The following is an 18,731-nucleotide window of genomic DNA, read 5'->3' as shown; positions in this document are numbered from 1 at the left end:
GCGACCGGGAGCCTCTTTTTATTCCGCTGCGAGCAGCCGCCCTTGATCGCGCATGACGCGAGTCAGTCCATCGACGACATCGTCCTTGTTCGCACAGGCGGCGGCTTCCAGCGCCTTCGAGATGCTGGGCGACGCCTCGCCGCCATGGACCCGCTGGATCGGCTGGTCGAGCCAGTCGAACAGCCGGCGCTGGACCTCGTCGGCGAGCATGCCGCCATAGGAGGTGCCGATCGAGCCCTGCTCCACGATCAGGACATTGTTTGTCTTGCGGATCGATTCCTCGATCGTCTCCCAGTCGATCCCGGCGCGGTCGAGGCTGCGCAGGTCGATCACCTCGGCGTCGAAGCCGGTCTCCTCGATTGCCGCCAGCGTCGGGGCGACCATCGCCGAATAGGTCAGGATCGTCATCGCCGTACCCGGCCGCACGACCTTCGCCTTGCCCAGCGGGATATAATAATCGAAGTCGCTCGCCGGGGCGGGGCCCTTGCCGTTGTACAGGTCGACATGCTCGATCACGAGCACGGGATCGCTGCACAGCAGAGCGCTGTTCATCAGCCCGACATAGTCGAACGGCGTCGACGGGGCGACCACACGCCAGCCGACCGAGGTGGCGAAGATGCCCGCAGGATCCATCGAATGCTGTGATCCATAGCCGGTGCCCATCGCGACCTTCATCCGCATCACCAGCGGAACCGCGCTCTCACCGCCGAACATATGACGGGCCTTGGCGATCTGGTTGAAGATCTGGTCGGCCGCGACCCACAGGAAATCCGGGTACATCAGCTCGACGACCGGCAGGAAACGGCCGTCCATCGCGATGCCGCCGGCAAGGCCGCAAAAGGCGTTCTCGCTGATGGGGGTACCCAGCACCCGGTCCGGGAACTGGTCGGCCAGGCCGCGGGTGGCGCCATTGGTGCCGCCCTTCAGCCGGTGGATGTCTTCACCCATAATGACGATGCGATCGTCCTGCGCCATCCGCCGCTGCATCACGTCGGCGACGGTGGTGATATATTTCTGGTCCTGAACGATCTCGCCCGAAAAGCTTTCGAGCTCCTCGAAGCGGACGCCGTCGAATTCGGACAGGTCGCCGCGAATGCCGACATCGCGGAATTCGGCCGGGGGCCAGAGCGCGGGCACGATCCGCTTCTTGCCGCCGTCGCCGTCCTCCAGCAGTTGGGCGGCGACATCGTTCATCAGCGCGACGCAGCGCTCGCGAAGGGCGGTGACGTCGTCCTCGCCGATCAACTGGCGTTGCTGCATCTTGGCGGCGACCATTTCGAGCGGATCGCGCGCACGCCATGCGGCCTCTTCCTCTTTCGGCCGATAGCCGAAGGCGCTGCCGGGCAGCGCGCCATTCTGGTGGAAATAGCGGTAGCAGTCGGCCTCGATGATGGTCGGTCCACCGCCCGAGCGCATCACCGCCAGTGCTTCTTCCATCGCCAGATGGACGGCCAGCGGATTCATCCCGTCGACCTTCCACGATGGGATGCCGAAGGCGAGCCCGCGCGACGACAGGCGCGGCTCGGCGGTCACCTCGTCGACATGGGTCGACACGGCGTAGACATTATTCTCGATGAAGAAGCAGAGCGGCAGCTTCCAGGCCGCGGCGAGGTTCATCGATTCGAGCACCGATCCGATGTTGATTGCGCCATCGCCCAGATAGTTGACCGCGACGTCGCTGGTGCCCGCATGGCGATGCGCCCAGGCCGAACCCGCCGCAAGCGGCGCGCCGCCGCCGACGATCGCATTGGTGCCCAGATTGCCGGCTTCGAGCCAGCGCAGGTGCATCGATCCGCCGCGTCCCTTGCAATAGCCTTGGGCGAGGCCGCAAATCTCGGCCATCGTCTTCTGCATCAGCTCGCGCACCGGTTCGTCGAACGCCGCGCGCGGTGACAGCGCGTCGGCGAGATGCGCGAGCGACTTGGCCAGGAACTGATGGTGGCCGCGATGCGAGCCGTTGATGTGGTCGGACGAGCGCAGCGGCCGTATCGAGCCGACCGCGCCGCCCTCCTGGCCAATCGAGCTGTGCGCCGGACCATGGACGAGACCCTGCGCCGCCAGTTCGAGGACCTTTTCCTCGAACGCGCGGATCAGGTGGAGGTCGGTCAGCATGGTGCCGAGCAGTTCGGGGGAGGCCGCATCCCAGTCGGCGTCGGTGACGCCGATTTCGCGCCAGGGCGCCTTCGGGGTCAAATCCATATGGGTCGCCATTATCGGGTCGTCTCCGAAAGATCATTCTTGCGGGCAATGTCGGCGGCGGCCGCATAGCCGAAGGTCATGCTCGCGCCGAGCGTCGATCCCGCGCCGGGATAAGCAGGGCCCATCACCGAGCCCGAGCAGTTTCCGATCGCGTAGAGGCCGCCGATCGGCGATCCGTCTTCGCGCAATACCCGGGCCTGTTCGTCGGTGCGCGGTCCGCCCTTCGAGCCGAGGTCGCCGAGGTCGATCCGCACGGCATAAAAGGGCGCTTTGGCCACCGGGCCGAGATTGCGGTTCGGCTTGTGGTTCGGATCGCCGAAGAATTGGTTATAGACGTTCGCGCCGCGTCCGAAGTCGGGGTCCTCGCCCTTCAGGGCGTGGTCGTTGAAGCGGCCCACCGTCGCTGCGAGCGTATCGGCGGGGACACCGATCTTGCCGGCGAGCGCCTCGAGATTGTCCGCCCGGTAGAGGAAGGTGTCGAACCAGTCGGCGGGCACTTTGCTGTCGGGCATCGCCCAGCCGGGCTGAAGGCCGCCAAGCGGATAGCGGGCGCGATAGTCGGCGTCGAAGATCAGCCAGCAGGGCAGGTTTGCCCCGGTCTCCGCATTGTCGCGCAGCATCGCCTGCCCGAACTGGTGATAGGAGCAGATTTCGTTGGTGAAGCGCTTGCCGAGACGATTGACCGCCAGGCTGTGCGGATAACCGCGTTCGAAGAACAGCGCCTGGTTGCGCAGGATGTTCGGCGCGTGGCGATAGGGGATGGTTACCGTCGGCGCCCACCAGGCCTCGTCGAGGAATTCCACCGCCGCGCCGGCTTCGCGGCTCGCGGTCAGCGCGTCGCCGACATTGTTGTCGCGCGGCGTGGCGCTCCAGCGCGGGTTGGTCGGTTGCGCGAAATGCTCGTTGCGCATCTCCTGGGACTGCTCATAGCCGCCCGACGCCAGGATCACCGCCTTCGCTGCGCCGATCCGAACGGGACGTCCCTGTGCGCTCGCCGTGACCGCGACGACGGTGGTGCCGTCCATCTCGAGCCCGGTCATCGCGGTGTTGAGCGCCAGCGGGATATTCCGGTCGATCATCGCCTTGCGCAGCCCGCCGATCAGCGCGTTGCCGATGGTGAGCAGGCGGTCGCGATGGGTGCGCCGGCGGAAAGGCAGGTCGCTCCAGTAACGCCACAGGTTGCGGAGGACCACCCGGCGCCAGCCCTTGGCGCGCGCCATGATGATCCCGCCGTCCAACAGGTCGAGCGCGATCTTGTCGAACATCTTGAACTCGGGATAGCTCTCGCGCAGGCGGAAGAACTCCTCGCCCAGCGTGCCGCCGTCCATCGGCCGGATCAGCATCGTGCGCCCGCCGGGCGCGGCGCCCTCCACGAACGGATAATAGTCGGGATAGGGCATATAGGGGTTGGTGTAATATTCGATGCCCAGCGACTTGAGATAATCGACCATCACCGGGGCGAGGCCGACATAGCGCTCCAGCTTGGCGGTCGGAACTTTGCCCTCGGTGACCTTCTGGAGATAGCCAAGTGCCTTGGCCGGGCTGTCCTGGTCGCCGATGAAGGCGTTGTTGGGAATCCAGATCGCGCCGCCCGAGACGGCGGAGGTTCCGCCGTAACGATCGGACTTCTCGATAACGATCGGGCGCAGCCCCAGGTCGTGCGCGCGAATCGCGGAGAGCAGGCCCCCGGCGCCCGATCCCACCACGACCACATCATATTCGGACGCATCGGGCACAATGAAACTCATCTCGATCCTCTCACGCGATCCGTGATCGCGATCCCATTTTCTCCGGTACGGCGCCCCCCGCAGGGGACGCCGTCAAGGGTGGGCCGCCGCGTGGGCGGCGGCGTGTCAGAGGAAGATGTCCTGGTTTTCGGCACCCAGCAGCGACGCGCCGAAATTGGCGCCCCACAGCTCGTAGCTGTTCGCCTGATGCTGGCCGCCCGACTGGATGTTGGCCAGGATCTTGGAAAACGGCTTGTCGACGAACAATCCGCTGCCGCCCGCGACGCGGAACAGCTTGTTCGCCACGTTGGCGCAGCGGCTGGCGACCTCGGACGACTGATATTTGAAGCGCAGCCGGTCTTCCATCGCGGGCACGGTGCCAGCCTCGGCGCATTTCTCCATATGGTCGAAATTGGCGTAGAGGGTATTCTTCAGATCGGCGATCGTCGCCGCCGCTTCGGCTACCGTCAGCTGGGCGAAGGGGTTTTCCGAGGTGCGGCCGCCGAACGAGCCGAGCTTGCCGCTGCCGAAGGCGATCACCTCGTTCAGCAACGCCTGCAGCGCGCCGATCGATGCGGTCGAGACCGAGCGCAGGAACACCTGGCCGAAGGGCAGGCGGTAGAGCGCGCCGGTGTTCACCGCATTGCCGGGGCTGTTGATCTCGAAGCCCTGACGGTGGGTATGGGTACGATATTGGGGCACGAAGGCGTCCTTGACGATCACGTCATGGCTGCCGGTCGCCTTGAGGCCATGGGTGTCCCACGTCTCGACGATCTCGACATCCTCACGCGGGATCAGGAAGGTGCCCATGTTGGGCACACCGTCGCCGGCGCCGGGAAACAGGCCGCCGAGGAAGAACCACTGGGCATGCTTCGAGCCGCTCGAGAATTGCCAGCGGCCCGAGAAACGGTAGCCGCCGTCCACGGCTTCGGTCTTGCCCTTGGGCATATAGGTCGACGCGATGATCGCGTCGGGGTTGTTCTCGAACACTTCGCGCCCGGCGCGGTCGTCGAACAGCGCGATCTGCCAGTTGTGGACGCCGATGACGCCGTAGATCCAGCCGACCGACATATCACCCTCGGCCAGAGCCATCTGAACGTCGTAGAAGACCTTCGGGCTCATCTCATAGCCGCCCCAGCGCTTGGGCTGGAGTATGCGGAACAGGCCCGCCTTCTTGATATCCTCGACCGTCTCCGGGACCACATTGGCCGCCGCATCGCCCGCCGCAGCGCGTTCCCGCAGCACGGGAATCAGCGCCCGCGCGCGGTCCACCAGTTCGGCCGCGGACGGGGTCTCGCCCTGCACGACTTTCAAAGCTGCCTCCACCATAGGCTCCAATCCTTAGTTTGCGCGGACGGATTTCCTCGTCGGACGATCCTTGCCGCAGGTTGATGGAGAACTTAGTCCGCCGCCGCCGCGACCGCATTTGGCAAGCTTGTGACAAACCGATCACTGCATGGGCGTTTTGAGCCTTGCCGCCTGCCAGGCGGTTCGCGCGCGTGCGGATTGGCAATGCTCTGCGCAGCTTGGCCATGGCTATGCGCCTTCCGCCCGGCGGGTCGCGCTGAGACAATCCGCGCATCGGTCCGAGGAGGGGAGCAGGCGTGGCGTGAGCGACAATTATCATGCGCTCGAGGTTGTGGATGTCATCGAAGAGAGCGACGATGCGCGCACCTTCGTCCTCGCGGTTCCTGCGGAAAAGCGCGACCTGTTCGGTTATCGCTCGGGCCAGTTCCTGACGGTTCGCTGCGCGACCGACGAGGGCGAGCACGAGCGCTGCTATTCGCTGTCGAGCGTGCATGGCGCGGACGAGCATCTGCGGATCACCGTGAAGCGGGTGCCGTTCGGCCCGGTTTCCAACTGGATGGTCGACCGCGTCCGTAAGGGCGACCGCTTGCCGGTGATGCGCCCCGCCGGGGTGTTCGTGTCGCGCGATGCCGACCGCGACCTGTCGTTGTTCGCGGCGGGCAGCGGGATCACCCCGATCATCTCGCTCGCCAAGGACCGCTTGCGCCAGTCGAGCGGCAAGGTTTCGCTTTTCTACGCCAACCGCGACGAGCGTTCGGTCATCTTCAAGGCTGAACTCAACAGGCTCGCCGCCGAGCATCCGGACCGGCTGTCGATCACGCACTGGCTGGAAAGCGTGCAGGGATTGCCGACGCCGAAGCTGCTGGCGGCCCATGCCGCGCATCTGGCCGATCGCGAGCATTTCGTGTGCGGGCCCGCGCCCTATATGGATGCGGTCGCCGCCGCGCTCGACCAGCTCGACGTCGATCGCCATCAGGTCCATCTTGAGCGGTTCGTGTTCGCCGCGCCGCAGCCAGTGACAAGCGTTCCGAGCCGCGAGCAGCCCGCCGTCGAGGCGTCGCGGCTGGAGGTGACGCTGAACGGCAAGACCGACAGCATCGATTGGGCGGGCGGCGCACTGATGATCGACGCCATGCAGGCGGCGGGGCTGAACCCGCCTTATTCCTGCCGCTCGGGATCGTGCGGCGCCTGTATCTGCCAACTCGACGAGGGCGAAGTCGACATGCTGCAGAATCAGGTGCTCGACGCCCGTGACCTGTCCGATGGCCTGATCCTGGCGTGTCAGGCGGTGGCGCGTTCGCCGGAGGTGAAGGTGACCTTCTGACGCAATCAAAAAGAGCGAGGTGAGGATGTACAAGGTGATGGCTTTCCTGGCGCGCAAGCCGGGAATCTCGCGCGAGGAATTCCGCGCCTATTATGAGGGGCAGCATGCGCCGCTGGTCGGCCGGCTTGCCCCGAAGATGTCGGCCTATCGCCGCAACTTCCTGAACTTCGACGAGCCTTTCAAGCGCGACGACGACCAGATCGGTTTCGATGTGGTGACCGAGATGGAGTTCGAGGACCGCGCCGCCTGCGAGCGCTGGTTCAACGCCTTCCGCGACCCCGCCGTGTTCGAACAGGTCGCCGAGGACGAAAAGAAATTCCTCGATCCGACCCGTGTCATGGTGTGTGCGGTCGAGGTGGAGCAATCGCAGTGAGTGAGGCGGGCCGCCTTGCGGGCCGCGTCGCGATCGTCACCGGTGCGTCGAGCGGCATGGGGCAGGCGATTGCAACGCTTTTCGCGGCAGAGGGGGCAAAGGTTCTTGCCGTTTCGCGTGATCAGGCGGCGATCGAGGCGGCGCATCCCGGCAATGCCGCGATCACACCCTTCGCCGCCGACATCGCCGCGCCCGATGCGGCCGACCGTATCGTCGCGGCGGCCCAGGCGCTGGGCGGGATCGATATCGTCGTCAACGCCGCGGCGCTGTTCGAGATGGCCCCGGTCGAGCAGATCGGCCGCGATCATTGGGACCGCACCTTTGCGACCAACGTCACGGGGCCGGCCACGCTATGCCTGAAGGCGATTCCGGCGCTCAAGCGATCGGGATCAGGCCGGATCGTCAATATCGGGTCGATATGCGTGCGGCTGACCAATCCGGGCATGGCGGCGTATAACGCCAGCAAGCATGCGCTGACCGGATTCACCATGAACCTGGCGGTCGAGCTGGGCCGTTACGGGATCACCGCGAACGTCATCCAGCCCGGCACGATCCTGACCGGGATGACCCGTCCGATCGTCGAGGACGCCGCGCTGCTGCGTTATTTCGAGGGCAAGACATCTGTGGGGCGGCTCGGCGAGGCGGATGAGATCGCTCATGCCGCGCTCTATCTGGCCGATCCGCGTGCTGGCTACACGACTGGCCAGACGATCGGCGTCGATGGCGGCTATAGCGTCGGCGTCAACGATACGGGGCTGACGGCATGAGCCTGCCTGGCCTGCGCGGGACCGACCATATCGGCATCACCGTCCCCGATCTCGATAAGGCGATCCGTTTCTTCGTCGACGTGCTGGGCTGTGAGCCCTTCTATGAACTCGGCCCCTTCCAGTCGGACGATGACTGGATGGCGACGCATCTGAACGTTCACCCTCGCACCGTCATGCGGCGGTTGAAGTTCCTGCGTTGCGGCAACGGCTCCAATTTCGAACTGTTCGAATATGAGGCGCCCGACCAGCGCCGCGAGCCACCGCGCAACAGCGATGTCGGCGGCCACCACATTGCGCTCTATGTCGACGACATCGGCGCGGCGGTCGCCTATTTGCGCGGCCACGGCATCCGGATCCTGGGCGAACCAACCGTGCGGACTGCTGGCCCGAGTGCGGGTCAGACCTGGGTCTATTTCCTGGCGCCCTGGGGCATGCAGTTCGAACTGGTCAGCTTTCCTGGCGGCAAAGGCTATGAGGCCGATACCGACCGGCGGCTCTGGCACCCGGCGAGACCCGAAACCATGCAGCCGTCCTGACGGTGGATGCCGACCTTCAGGGCGCGACCGTCACGTGGTGAAATAGCGCGGATCGAGGACGGAATAGGAATTGTCATCCCGCGACCGCAGGCTCGGGCGGAGCGCTTCGGTCAGCGGTCCGCCCAGCCGGCGCTCGACTGGATCGATGCGGTCCCAGTCTCCGATGACGAAGCGGTGCGCGATTTTCCATTCGCCGTCGCGTTCCTCGAACCGGTCGAGATAACGGCCATGCGCGAGCATGTCGCACAGCACGCCATCGATCATCCGGCGATGGGTGACGAGCGCATAGGATTCGCAATGCGCCACACTGCCATCGATCACGATCAGCACATTCGAGATATGATGCGTACAGGCAATGACCTTGCCGTCGCCATGATTGCCCATCACCCAGGTGATGAAATCATCCACCGAACCGACGAAGCTGCCATGGTCGTCGATCGCATCGGGGTGGTAGGCTGAGCGGATCAGCGCGGCGTCGAGGCGGTCGACGCCGCGGCACGACCGGACGAGCGCATCATGGATGCGCTGGCGCGCGAGCAGCTCGCTAAGACCGCCATCGTCCGTTCGTGTCATGGTCAAGATCCTGCCCGCTCAGCGCTTGTCGAAGCTCATCCACAGCTGCTTCAGCCCGAACGCCACATAGGTCGTGGTGTAGTCGTAGCTGCCCTCGCCGCGGCTGGCGCGGAAGTTCTTCATGCGGGTCACCAGTGCCTTGAACGCGATCCGCATCTCGCCGCGCGCCAGCTGGTTGCCGATGCACATGTGGATGCCGGCACCGAAGGTCAGGTGCTTGTTCATATTGGGACGGTCGAGGTCGAGCGTCTCCGGGTCGGGGAAGACGGTGGGGTCGAGGTTGGCCGCACCGAAGCGGGTCTCGATGATCGCGCCTTCGGGGATCGCCACGCCGCCGATCTCCATATCCTCGGTCACCCGGCGGAACATCACCGTCGCGGGCGCCATGATGCGCAGCGTCTCCTCGACGAAGGCGTCGAGCTTGGCGTCGTCATCGCGAATCTCGTCGGCCAGCGCGGGCCGCTCGATCAGGATCTTCATGCCGCCGGCGATCGCGTTCGCGGTCGTCTCGCCGCCCGCCAGGAACAGCAGAAACAGGATCGATATCAGCTCCCGCATGTCGAGCGTGCGCCCGTCGACGTCGGCGTGGACGATCGTGCTGAGCAGGCTGTCGTCGGGCGTCGCGCGCACGCGTTCGACATTCTGCGCCAGATAGCGGTGCAGTTCGGTGACCACCGGTACGATCTCCAGCTCACGCTGCGGATCGAGCGCGGGGTTGCTCGATTCGAGCGAGAGGTCGTTCCAGCGCTTGAACTTGTCGAGATCCTTGTCCGTCACGCCGAGAATGTCGGTGAACACCGTCAGCGGCAGGCGCATCGCAAACTCGTCGAAGAACTCGACCTCGGGCTTGTCGATGAACTTGTCGATCAGCTCGTTCGCCGAGATTTCGATCTGCGGCTCCAGCCCCTGTACCTTGGCGCGGGTGAAGGCCTTATCGACCAGCGTGCGATACATCTTGTGCGACGGCGGATCGTTGGTGACGAGCGTGTCCATCGGCAGATAACCGGTTTCGAGGAATATCTTGTCGACCTGGTCGCTGACGCTCGACTTGCGGGTCTGGATGACGCCCGTCTTGCACGATAGCGTCTTGTTGTTCATCACCGCCTTGCGAACGTCCTCATAGCGGGTCAGCACATAATTGCCGCTGACCGGGTCCTGGTAGACCGGATGCTCTTCGCGCAGCGCATGATAGGCCGGGAAGGGGCATTTGCGGGTCTCGGGATCGGTGAAGGTTATCGGACATTTGCCGCCCGCCGCTTTGGCCTCGACGATCGTGTCGCTCATTTCCAAACTCCTGCAGCCGGCGGAAGCGCCGGGACTTCGGAGTTGGTTTTACGGGATCGGGGCCGGCTCCGGCACAGCTATGCTTTTTAAAAGCGTGCTATTGATTAAGCGATAGTGCTCGCCGCGCCGCCGCTTTCGCGGATCAACAATAAGGTGACGCTTTTCCCAAGACTTGCCGATTGAGTTCGCGCGGCGGCGGGATAGCTCTGCCAACGGGCCCATGCCCGATCGTTGAGGAGCGTCAGACAATGCGTTCGGAGCCGGGGATCGCCGCCGAGATATCGGTGAGGGATCAGGTCAGCGCGGAAGAGTGGCAGCTGCGGGTCCAGCTCGCGGCCTGCTATCGTCTGTTTGCCCATTTCGGCATGACCGACCTGATCTACAATCACATCACGGCGCGGGTGCCCGGCACCGGGCATTTTCTGATCAACGCCTATGGCCTGCTCTATGACGAGGTGACTGCCTCCAACCTGCACAAGATCGACCTCGACGGGAATTTCATGCTGCGCGCGCCGGGCGAGTTCGGCATCAACCCGGCCGGCTATATCATCCATAGCGCAATCCATGGCGGGCGGCACGACGCCGGCTGCGTAATCCACACCCATTCGCGCGCGGCTACCGCGGTGTCTGCGATGGAGTGCGGTCTGCTGCCGCTCTCGCAGAGCGCGATGTTCTTCTATGGCGAGGTCGGCTATCATGATTTCGAGGGGCCGGCGGTCGATCCGGACGAGCGCCGCAGGCTGGTCGATGATCTCGGACCGCACGATGTGATGCTGCTGCGCAACCATGGCACGATCACGGTCGGCCGCACGGTGCCGCATGCCTTCCTGACCGCCTATCAGCTGGAAAGCGCGTGCCGTATCCAAGTCGATGCGATGGCGGGCGGCAGGCTCAAGATGCCGCCGCACGAGCTGTGCGCTGCGGTGCCGCCGGTTGCGCGGGATCCGCGTTTTCAGAACGGTTCGGGGCTCGAATGGGCCGCGTTGCTACGGCTGCTCGACCGCAAGGATCCGGGCTATGCCGTCTGAGGATCTCGCCGCGCGGATCGCGGCATTGGAGGCGCGAGACGCCATCCGCGACCTCGTCGCGCGCTATTGCCATTATGTGCGCGAACGGCGCCATGAGGAGATTGTCGATCTCTATACGCCCGATGGGGTGTTCGACATGCCTGCGGTCATGGCCGAAGGCGGCGTGCGGTCCGGCCGCGCGGCGATCGCCGAGACCTTCGCCCGGAACAACGAGGCGATGGACCCGTGGCCATTCACCCATAACCATGTGATCGACCTGACCGGCGACGACAGCGCCACCGGCCATGTCTACACCGAGTTCCGAATCGGCAGCGAAGCCATGCGCGTCCGCTTCGTCGGGGTCTATCACGACGAATATGCCCGATATGACGGCGTCTGGAAGTTCCGCCGCCGCACCCTCAACAGCGTCGAAGTACCGGCGTGATCATCAAGGAAGCAGAGATATGACCCTGACCGTCAGCCCTGTCGGCGCGGACTATGTCGCCGAAATCAGCGGCGTCGATCTGAGCAGGCCGCTCGATCCGGCGACCGTCGACGCGATCGTCAAGGCGAGCGACAAATATGCCGTGCTCGTCTTTCACGATCAGCCGCTCACTGATGAGGAACTCGTCAACTTCGGCGCGACCTTCGGCCCCCTAGACGTCGGTCTCCAGGAAAAGCTGATGAAGAAGGTGCAGGATCGCTATTCCAGCGCGGCGATCAGCGACATCTCCAACGTCGATGCCACGTCCGGCGATGTCGCCGACCGGCAGCACAAGCAGGCGATCATGAATGTCGGCAACCGCTTCTGGCACAGCGATTCATCCTATGACAAACATCCCTATCGCTATTCGATCCTCACCGCAAAGACGGCCGCGAGCAAAGGCGGGGCGACCGAATATGCCGACCTGCGATCGGCCTATGATTCGCTCGACGACGACACCAAGGCGCTGATTGCCGACAAGGTCGCGACCTTCTACTCGCATTTCACCCGGCAATGGCTGGGCATCGAAGACCGCCCCGAGGACCGCCGTGTCTTTCCGCCGGTGCGCTGGCCGATGGTCCGCACCCATCCCGGGTCGGGGCGCAAGGTTCTCTGGTGCGACAGTAAGGTTTGCGAGATTTCGGGGATGTCGATCCCGGAGGGACGCGCACTGGCGCATGAGCTGATCGAGCATATCGGCCAGCGCGAGAATGTGTACGCCCATTATTGGAAGCCGCACGATGTCGTGATGTACGACAACCGCTCGGTTCTCCACCGCGGCCGCCGCTTCGACATGACCGAGCGGCGCGAGATGCGGCGCGTCGCCACCGTCGACGACAGTACTGCGCTGGAACAGGCGCCGCTGAGCGCCGCCACCCCGGCAGACCTGCTCGCCGCGCAATGAGCATGGGCCCGGCGCGGCGGGCTGCCGCGCCGGAGCTTCAGAGGCGCAGCATCGCCATATTCTCGGGCTGATAGCGATCGCCGGCCGCGATGCCGATCGGCGCTGCGCGATCCAGGTCGGCCAGGTCGGCATCGGACAGGCGGAGTTCGACCGCCGCGATGCTGTCCTCCATCGTCGTCCGCCGCTTCGCGCCGGGGATCGGAACGATGTCCTCGCCCCGGCCGAGCAGCCAGGCGAGCGCGACGCGGGCGGGCGACACGCCATGCCGCGCGGCGACTTGGCGGGTTGCATCTACCAGAGCCATGTTGCGGTCGAAATTGCCTTCGCCGTAGCGGGGGTCGCCCAGCCGGTAGTCGCCCGTCGCCAGATCGCTGCGCGAGGTGATCGTCCCGGTCAGGAAGCCGCGCCCGAGCGGGGAGAAGGGGACGAAACCAATCCCGAGTTCGCGGATCGCCGGCAATATGTCCTCTTCCACGCCGCGTTCCCACAGCGAATATTCGGACTGGACGGCGGCGATCGGGTGGACGGCATGGGCACGGCGGATCGTGTCGGCCCCCGCTTCGGACAGGCCGATGTGCAGGACCTTGCCCTCCCGCACCAGTTCGGCCATCCCGCCGACGCTGTCCTCGATCGGCACCTTCGGATCGACGCGGTGGAGATAGAAGATGTCGATGCGGTCGGTGCCCAGGCGGCGCAGCGCCGCCTCGCATGAGCGACGCGCATTGGCGGGGCTGCCGTCGAACGGTCCGATCTGGTTGCCCGCCTCGTCATATTGCATCGAATATTTGGTGGCGAGCACCAGCCCCTCGCGGCGGCGGGCGATGGCGCGGCCGAGCAGCGCCTCGTTAGCGATCGGCCCATAGGCCTCGGCCGTGTCGAAGAAGGTCACGCCGAGGTCGATGGCGCGGTGAATGGTGCGGATCGACTCGCCCTCGTCGGCGACACCGTAATTGCCCACCGGATTGCCCGACATCGGCATGCAGCCAAGGCCCAGCGCCGACACCGAAAGATCGGGCCCGAGATGACGATATTCCATGCGGACTCCTCTGATTGATCGGCCTGCGTTGGACCGCGCTCCACGGCCGTGCAAGCGCGACGGAGGCCTGTCGAACGAGCGCCTTAAGGACTGAACGCGATTCCTAAGCCGGCGTGTTGGCCCATGCACCGCCGGACCGCTATTCCCGATGGTCCAGGGAGAGCGCGCCATGACCCATCCGATCAGCCGCATCGATCATATCGCGATCACCGTTGCCGATCTCGATCGCGCCAGCCGCTTCTACACCGATGTGCTCGAAGCCGTGCAGATACGCGAATATGAACTGGAGGGACGGGTCATGATCCGGCAATTCCATCTCGGCGGCGCGATGCTCAACATCCACCAGGTGGGTCATAGCCACCCGATCGTCGCGGGCCGGCCGACCCCTGGTTCGGCCGACATATGCTTCCGCTGGGAAGGCCCGATCGCCGCCGCGATCGGACTGCTCGAGCGCAAGGGCGTCGAGATCATTGAGGGGCCGGGCGAACGCTATGCCTCGAACGGCGTCGCCGGTCTGTCGATCTATTTCCGCGATCCCGACGGCAATCTGCTCGAACTGCTCACGATAACCGACACGAAAGGAGAGGCGGCATGAAGCTGCTGTGCCTGCTGAAGCGCAAGGCTGGAATGACCGCGCAGGAATTCCGCGACTATTATGAGGCCAATCATGTGCCGCTCGTCACGCGGTTGCTGCCCTTTTTCACCGCCTATGAGCGCAATTACCGCAATCCGGAGCATGAGTTCGCGCCGGCGCATGTGGGTAACCAGTTCACCGGCCCCGACTTCGACGTCGTGACCGAGATCAGCTTCGCCAGCGCCGAAGATTATCGTCGGATGCTCGCCGCGCTTGAGGACCCGGCGATCGGCGAACCAATCCGCCGCGACGAGGAGAATTTCCTCGATCGCGACTCGCTGGCCCTCTACATGGTCGACACCATCAGCTCGCCGGGCGCAATCACGCCTTCGTGAAGCGCTCGACCAGTTCCATCCCGCGCAGCTCGGCTTCCTTGCCGACCACGAACCCCGAAGCGTCGAAGCGCGGCTGGTCGAGGATCACCGCGTCGAATGCGTCGCGGATCGTCTCGGGCGTCGGGTTGCGCGAGCAATAGCCCGGCGTCTCTACCACCTTGATGCGCGTCGTCGTACCCGCCATGACCCCGAAGATCTCGCCGTTGACCTTGCAGTCCTCATGCGCCAGCCAGACGACCGTCGGCGCCACCAGCTCGGGTTCGAAGGCTCCGGCGGGCATCTTGTCGAGAATGCCGGGGATCAGCTTCACGGGGCGGGTCACCCCGCCGGGCGCGACCGCGTTGATCGCGATGCCATGGTCGCCCGCTTCGAGCGACAGGGTGCGGGTGATGCCATGGATCGCCGCCTTCGCCGCCGAATATTCGAGATTGTCACGCGAGCCCAGATAGCCGGTGTGCGAGGCGGTGTTGATGATCCTGCCATATTTTTGCGAGACCATATGCGGCCAGGCGGCCCGGATCACGTTGACGCTGCCGATCACATGGACCTGCCAGATATGCGCGAAGCTTTCCGGGCTGGTCTGATCGAAGCTGTGGCGCGTGTAGAAATTGCCGGCATTGTTCACGACGATGTCGATCTTGCCGAAGCTGTCGAGGGCCTGGGCAACCATGGCGCGCGCGCCGTCCTCGGTCGCGACCGTGTCGAAATTGGCGATTGCGATGCCGCCCGCGGCCTCGATCTCGGCGACTACGTCGCGCGCTGGGGACTCGTCATGACCTTCGCCGCCTAGCCCAACGCCCGGATCGTTGACGACCACCTTCGCGCCGTGCGCCGCCAGCAGCCGCGCATAGCCTCGGCCCAGCCCACGGCCGGCGCCCGTCACCAGCGCCACGCGCCCGTCCAGTCGAACTTCGCTCAATGATCCCTCCACCAGATTTTGTGCGCAGCTTGGGCGGTGGCCGTGCCGGGATCAACGGCGGGCAATTGGGTTTGCCGCCGGCATCTTGTGTATTCGCGCAAGGCCACGCTCCGATTGTGCGGAAAATCAACAAGCTGCTTGGAAAGGCCAAGCGCAGGCTCTGGCGGCGGCCCGGCTTTGCGGCGAAGAGATGAGCGAAGAATGAGGGGAGAAGGCCATGGACGATATCCGCCGCCTCGCGGCCATGGAGGAGATCAAGATCCTCAAGGCGCGCTATTGCCGCTTTGTCGACACCCAGGACTGGCCCGCCTTCCGCGCGCTGTTCGCGGATGAGGCAACACTCTTCTTTCCTGAAAATTACGATCAGGCCGCGACGATCGACGCCTTTATGGAGGGCGTAGGACCCGCGCTGGAAGGCGGAGTCACCGTCCATCATGTGATGGCGCCCGAAATCGAGATCCTCGACGAGGAAAATGCCCGCGCCGTCTGGGCGATGCAGGACGCGCTCTATTTCCCACCGGGGACGCGCGGCCTCGCCGGCGCCAGCGAGATCCATGGCGCGGGCCATTATCATGAGACCTATGTCCGCCGCGGCGGCAAATGGCTGTTCGCTTCGGTCCGGCTCTCACGCCTGCGCCTCGCGGTCGAAGCCCAGCCGCGCCGCGTCGACTGAACGGAAAAGCCTGATGACCGCCGATACCAGCCTGTTGTTCGAACCACTGCGCATCAACGACGCGCTGACCCTGCGCAATCGCGTGGTGATGGCGCCGATGACGCGCAACCGCTCACCCGATGGCGTGCCCGGCGAGGATGTCGCCGCCTATTACCGCCGCCGGGCCGAGAACGACGTCGGGTTGATCGTCACCGAAGGCGTCGCGGTCGACCACCCTGCGGCGGTCGGCAATGCCGGCCTGAAGGAATTCGCGGTGCCCGAGATGTTCGGCGACGCCGCGCTGGCCGCCTGGAAGCATATCGTCGATGGGGTGCATCAGGCGGGCGGTACGATCTTTCCGCAGCTTTGGCATCAGGGCGTGATGCGTCTGGCGGGGAGCGGGCGGTATCCCGAAGCCGAGTCGATGCGGCCATCGGGCCTTTGGGGCCCACCGGGCCGTCGCACCTCGTCGGCAGCCGACTATGTCGAAGCGATGCTGCCACCCACCCGCGCGATGACCGACGGCGAGATCGCCGACGTGATCGGCGCGTTCGCGCGCAGCGCTCGCAATGCCAAAGCGGCGGGGTTCGACGGCATCGCGCTCCATGGCGGCCATGGCTATCTGTTCGACGTGTTCTTCTGGGCAGAGACGAACAAGCGTACCGACCATTTCGGTGGCGACATGGCCGGACGCGCGCGCTTCGCCACCGAGGTGATCCGCGCGATCCGCCGCGAGGTGGGCGCCGACATGCCGATCATGTTCCGCTTCTCGCAGTGGAAGCAGCAGGACTTCGACGCCCGGATCGCGGAGACGCCCGACGACCTGGCCCGCTGGCTCGGCCTGCTGGTCGATGCCGGGGTCGACATCCTCGATGCGAGCACGCGGACGTTCGACACGCCCGCGTTCGAGGGATCGGACCTCAGCCTCGCCGGTTGGGCGCGCAAGCTCACCGGCAAGCCGGCGATGGCGGTCGGCAGCATCGGCCTGAGCAAGGACCTCTATCAGCGGCCATCCGAGGAGGAGGCGATCGCGGGAGCCGGGCTGGAGCGGCTGATGATCCGCATGGAGCGGGGCGAGTTCGACCTTGCCGGGGTCGGCCGTTCGCTGATCGCCGATCCGGCCTGGGCGGTGCGGGCGCGCACCGGCGAACCCTTCAAGCCCTATACGGTCGAGGCCACGCGGCAGCTCTACTGATCGCGGGTCCCCGGTCCGGCGGCATCAATTCGGGGTGGCCGCCTCAATTGAGATGGCGGGTGCGATATTCGCTGGGCGACATCCCGACGAGACGGCGGAAGCTGGAGGTGAAGGTCGCCTGGTGGGTGAAGCCCAGCTCATAGGCGATTTCCTTCATCAGCATGCCGCTGTTGACCAGAAGCCCCTTGGCGCGTTCGAGCTGTATCTCCTCGACGAAGGAATGGACGCTGCGGCCCGTCGTCAGCTTGAAGCGGTTGCGGAAGCTCGACAGGTTCATGCCGCAGACACCCGCCAGCTGGCTCGCGGTCGGACATCCTCCGCGCGCGCCATGGATGAAGTCGATGATGCGCTGGATGTCGGCCTTGGACAGGGCGCTGACGCGCTTCGGCAGATCGTCTTCGATGGGCCCGGCCCGCCGGAAATAACGGCTGATATCGACCACCAGCGTCGCGAGCAGGCCGTCGAGCAGCAATTCGCTGGCGAAGCCCGGATGCATCATCTCCTGCCACATGCGGCGCAGCGTCAATTCGGTCCGGCCGCAGCGTATGTCCTGGCATTCCGCCAGTTGGGCTTCGCTCCAATATTCGAGGTCGCCCATGATCTGCTGCTCCAGTTCGGGCTGGAAATGGCACACCAGGTTCCGGCTCGACCGGAGCGGATTAGAAGGCCGAGTGCGAAAGGGAACGCGACCCGGCAGGAACATGAGCTTGCCGAGCTTCACGAACTCGGGTTGGCGGGCCAGCCGCCAGGACGAACTGAAATAATCGGGAGCGAGCCGCCACCGCAGCAGCGAACGATCCTCGCAGCCTTCCAGTTCGGTCCCGTCGAATTCATAGTCGACGATCTCGATCGACGCGCCCGACGCGGCGCGTTCGACGAACACATGCTTGTTGTAGCCCTTGCCAATATGGGCATCAAATGCGGTCATGGCCTGTCCTCTCGCCAGGCGGCGCCGGATTCTCCGTCCGATCCGCTGCCCTCGACCCGCTATGCGGGCATGATGATAGAACATGCGCCGCGGCAAAGGGAGCGTCAAATGGCGATAACGGCGCTCATTTGTCCAAAATGCGCGCCGCCGGGACCGTTCGCGTCAGGGTAGGTCGAGCACCTCGACCTTGCGAATCTCGTGATCGGTCACGAAGTTTCCGACGATCTCGAGCTCGACCCGCTCGGGATCCTCATAATAGCTCTTGGCCGCAGCGTCGAAATCGCCGTTATGGTCGATCGCCCATGTGAACATGTTCTGCTCACGGTCGGCGAATGCGAACAATATGCCGAAGCCGTGGCGGCGGCGCACCGCGACGATCCGGCGCCAGACCTCCAGAAATTCCTCCCAGCCATCAGGGGTGATCCGGTAGCGTTTCAATTCGGTCGCAGCCATGGCGGTCCTTTCCTCTTTCGTGTGATGATAGCTTCTCGGGCGGTGATCGCGCCGGTTGCTTCTTATGTTTTGCGGCACACGGCTTGACTAAAG

The 18,731-nt window shown here is 64.9% G+C and carries 20 protein-coding genes; 11 read left to right on the top strand and 9 right to left on the bottom strand.

Features of this window, described 5'->3' with window-relative positions:
* Positions 1–18 precede the first annotated feature (18 nt).
* From ASE00_RS17255 to ASE00_RS17245, 3 genes are all read right to left on the bottom strand, one after another.
* A complete protein-coding gene (locus ASE00_RS17255) occupies positions 19–2,199 on the bottom strand; it encodes a thiamine pyrophosphate-dependent enzyme (protein WP_235538721.1) in 2,181 nt (726 codons plus the stop codon).
* An 11-nt stretch (positions 2,200–2,210) separates the two neighbouring features.
* A complete protein-coding gene (locus ASE00_RS17250; protein ID WP_056382552.1) occupies positions 2,211–3,947 on the bottom strand; it encodes an FAD-binding protein in 1,737 nt (578 codons plus the stop codon).
* Between the two features lie 105 nt (positions 3,948–4,052).
* Positions 4,053–5,255: a flavin-dependent monooxygenase gene (locus ASE00_RS17245; RefSeq protein WP_056382551.1), complete on the bottom strand. Its 1,203-nt coding sequence runs from the start codon at positions 5,253–5,255 to the stop codon at positions 4,053–4,055.
* Positions 5,256–5,535: 280 nt separating this feature from the next.
* Here ASE00_RS17245 and ASE00_RS17240 point away from each other — a divergent pair, with 280 nt between their 5' ends.
* From ASE00_RS17240 to ASE00_RS17225, 4 genes are read left to right on the top strand one after another with little or no spacing between them, the layout of a single operon-like run.
* Positions 5,536–6,558 (top strand): ferredoxin--NADP reductase, encoded by a 1,023-nt coding sequence (locus ASE00_RS17240; protein WP_056382549.1) that lies wholly within the window; start codon positions 5,536–5,538, stop codon positions 6,556–6,558.
* A 25-nt stretch (positions 6,559–6,583) separates the two neighbouring features.
* A complete protein-coding gene (locus ASE00_RS17235; RefSeq protein ID WP_056382548.1) occupies positions 6,584–6,931 on the top strand; it encodes an EthD domain-containing protein in 348 nt (115 codons plus the stop codon).
* Positions 6,928–7,698: an SDR family NAD(P)-dependent oxidoreductase gene (locus ASE00_RS17230; protein WP_056382546.1), complete on the top strand. Its 771-nt coding sequence runs from the start codon at positions 6,928–6,930 to the stop codon at positions 7,696–7,698. The genes ASE00_RS17235 and ASE00_RS17230 overlap by 4 nt, the downstream gene beginning before the upstream one ends.
* Entirely contained in the window at positions 7,695–8,234 is a 540-nt protein-coding gene (locus ASE00_RS17225) for a VOC family protein (protein WP_056382544.1), read from the top strand. Before ASE00_RS17230 ends, ASE00_RS17225 begins: the two co-directional genes overlap by 4 nt.
* A 30-nt stretch (positions 8,235–8,264) precedes the next feature.
* Here the strand turns inward: ASE00_RS17225 and ASE00_RS17220 are convergent, their stop codons facing one another.
* A complete protein-coding gene (locus tag ASE00_RS17220; RefSeq protein ID WP_056382542.1) occupies positions 8,265–8,807 on the bottom strand; it encodes a nuclear transport factor 2 family protein in 543 nt (180 codons plus the stop codon).
* Positions 8,808–8,825: 18 nt separating this feature from the next.
* On the bottom strand, positions 8,826–10,091 hold the full coding sequence (locus ASE00_RS17215; protein ID WP_056382540.1) for a cytochrome P450: 1,266 nt from the start codon (positions 10,089–10,091) through the stop codon (positions 8,826–8,828).
* Positions 10,092–10,339: 248 nt separating this feature from the next.
* On the opposite strand from ASE00_RS17215, the gene ASE00_RS17210 reads away from it, so the two are divergent.
* The 3 genes from ASE00_RS17210 to ASE00_RS17200 are packed head-to-tail and all read left to right on the top strand — an operon-like array spanning position 10,340 to position 12,486.
* Positions 10,340–11,119, top strand: coding sequence for a class II aldolase/adducin family protein (locus ASE00_RS17210; RefSeq protein WP_056382538.1), 780 nt, complete (start codon positions 10,340–10,342; stop codon positions 11,117–11,119).
* Positions 11,109–11,543, top strand: a complete 435-nt coding sequence (locus ASE00_RS17205; protein WP_056382536.1) for a nuclear transport factor 2 family protein — start codon at positions 11,109–11,111, stop codon at positions 11,541–11,543. The genes ASE00_RS17210 and ASE00_RS17205 overlap by 11 nt, the downstream gene beginning before the upstream one ends.
* A 19-nt stretch (positions 11,544–11,562) precedes the next feature.
* Positions 11,563–12,486, top strand: coding sequence for a TauD/TfdA dioxygenase family protein (locus tag ASE00_RS17200; RefSeq protein WP_056382533.1), 924 nt, complete (start codon positions 11,563–11,565; stop codon positions 12,484–12,486).
* Positions 12,487–12,523: 37 nt separating this feature from the next.
* On the opposite strand, the gene ASE00_RS17195 is transcribed toward ASE00_RS17200, so the two are convergent.
* Positions 12,524–13,522: an aldo/keto reductase gene (locus ASE00_RS17195; RefSeq protein WP_056382531.1), complete on the bottom strand. Its 999-nt coding sequence runs from the start codon at positions 13,520–13,522 to the stop codon at positions 12,524–12,526.
* Positions 13,523–13,691: 169 nt separating this feature from the next.
* Between ASE00_RS17195 and ASE00_RS17190 the strand changes: the two genes are divergently transcribed.
* Both ASE00_RS17190 and ASE00_RS17185 read left to right on the top strand, forming a co-directional pair.
* Positions 13,692–14,117, top strand: a complete 426-nt coding sequence (locus ASE00_RS17190; RefSeq protein ID WP_162256487.1) for a VOC family protein — start codon at positions 13,692–13,694, stop codon at positions 14,115–14,117.
* Positions 14,114–14,491 (top strand): EthD domain-containing protein, encoded by a 378-nt coding sequence (locus ASE00_RS17185; protein WP_056382528.1) that lies wholly within the window; start codon positions 14,114–14,116, stop codon positions 14,489–14,491. Before ASE00_RS17190 ends, ASE00_RS17185 begins: the two co-directional genes overlap by 4 nt.
* Here ASE00_RS17185 and ASE00_RS17180 read toward each other — a convergent pair.
* Positions 14,478–15,410 carry an SDR family NAD(P)-dependent oxidoreductase gene (locus tag ASE00_RS17180; protein ID WP_162256486.1) on the bottom strand — a complete coding sequence of 311 codons (933 nt, stop codon included), beginning with the start codon at positions 15,408–15,410 and terminating at the stop codon, positions 14,478–14,480. The two genes, ASE00_RS17185 and ASE00_RS17180, sit on opposite strands and share 14 nt — an antisense overlap.
* A gap of 217 nt (positions 15,411–15,627) precedes the next feature.
* Between ASE00_RS17180 and ASE00_RS17175 the strand changes: the two genes are divergently transcribed.
* Together ASE00_RS17175 and ASE00_RS17170 are read left to right on the top strand one after the other, a co-directional pair.
* Positions 15,628–16,083: a nuclear transport factor 2 family protein gene (locus ASE00_RS17175; protein ID WP_056382524.1), complete on the top strand. Its 456-nt coding sequence runs from the start codon at positions 15,628–15,630 to the stop codon at positions 16,081–16,083.
* Positions 16,084–16,096: 13 nt separating this feature from the next.
* Positions 16,097–17,257 carry an NADH:flavin oxidoreductase gene (locus ASE00_RS17170; RefSeq protein WP_056382522.1) on the top strand — a complete coding sequence of 387 codons (1,161 nt, stop codon included), beginning with the start codon at positions 16,097–16,099 and terminating at the stop codon, positions 17,255–17,257.
* Between the two features lie 43 nt (positions 17,258–17,300).
* Here ASE00_RS17170 and ASE00_RS17165 read toward each other — a convergent pair whose 3' ends face one another.
* Together ASE00_RS17165 and ASE00_RS17160 are read right to left on the bottom strand one after the other, a co-directional pair.
* The gene (locus ASE00_RS17165) at positions 17,301–18,185 is read right to left on the bottom strand and encodes a helix-turn-helix transcriptional regulator (RefSeq protein ID WP_056382519.1); all 885 of its coding nucleotides are present in this window, start codon (positions 18,183–18,185) and stop codon (positions 17,301–17,303) included.
* 162 nt (positions 18,186–18,347) lie between these two features.
* Complete coding sequence (locus ASE00_RS17160) at positions 18,348–18,638, bottom strand: hypothetical protein (RefSeq protein WP_056382518.1); 291 nt, start codon at positions 18,636–18,638, stop codon at positions 18,348–18,350.
* Positions 18,639–18,731 lie beyond the last annotated feature (93 nt).

The sequence above is a fragment of the Sphingomonas sp. Root710 genome, from assembly GCF_001429065.1.
In the GTDB taxonomy this organism is placed as follows: domain Bacteria; phylum Pseudomonadota; class Alphaproteobacteria; order Sphingomonadales; family Sphingomonadaceae; genus Rhizorhabdus.
This window is presented reverse-complemented; position numbering and strand designations above follow the sequence as displayed.